The sequence below is a fragment of the Streptomyces sparsus genome (genome assembly GCF_054776295.1).
The window spans coordinates 1-591 of record NZ_BAAHCA010001666.1 but is presented as its reverse complement, the minus strand read 5'-3'; the positions used below and the strand labels follow the sequence as shown (position 1 = coordinate 591).

Annotated in this window: 1 protein-coding gene; it reads left to right on the top strand. The window is 77.0% G+C overall.

From position 1 onward, the window contains the following. Nucleotides 1-89: 89 nt before the first annotated feature. Nucleotides 90-591 (top strand): MsnO8 family LLM class oxidoreductase (locus ACYVE9_RS30195; RefSeq protein WP_461031036.1); only part of this gene is annotated, 502 nt, incomplete at its 3' end.

Here is a 591-nt window from a genome sequence, read left to right as displayed (position 1 = left end):
CCCCCCGCCGGCGGACGGGCCCGCCGCCCCCACCACCGCACCCGTCCCACCTCAGGGAATGTCCCCGCGCCACCGGTGTTGACCACGGCATGGACGCACATCTCCGCACACCCCTGTCCGTCCTCGACCGCTCCCTCGTCCGGGCGGGCGAGCAGCCGGGCAGCGCGCTGCGGGACACCGTGCGCTTCGCCCGCGACGTCGAGGGGCTCGGGTACCACCGGTTCTGGGTGGCCGAGCACCACGGGGTGCCCGGTATCGCCGGCTCCGCGCCCACCGTGCTGGCGGCTGCCGTCGCCGCCGCCACCTCCCGCATCCGGGTCGGCACCGGCGGGGTGATGCTGCCCAACCACGTGCCGCTGGTCGTCGCCGAGCAGTTCGGGGTGCTCCAGGCGCTCCACCCCGGGCGGATCGACGTGGGCCTGGGCAGGTCGGTGGGCTTCACCGACGGGGTGCGCCGCGCGCTCGGCGCCGACCGGGACGCCGCGGACGGCTTCGACGAGCGGATCGGCGAACTGCTCGCCTACCTGGACGGGCGGACCGCACTGCCGGCGCTGCCCGCGCTCCCTCCCCTTCCCGACCCGCCCGGCCCAT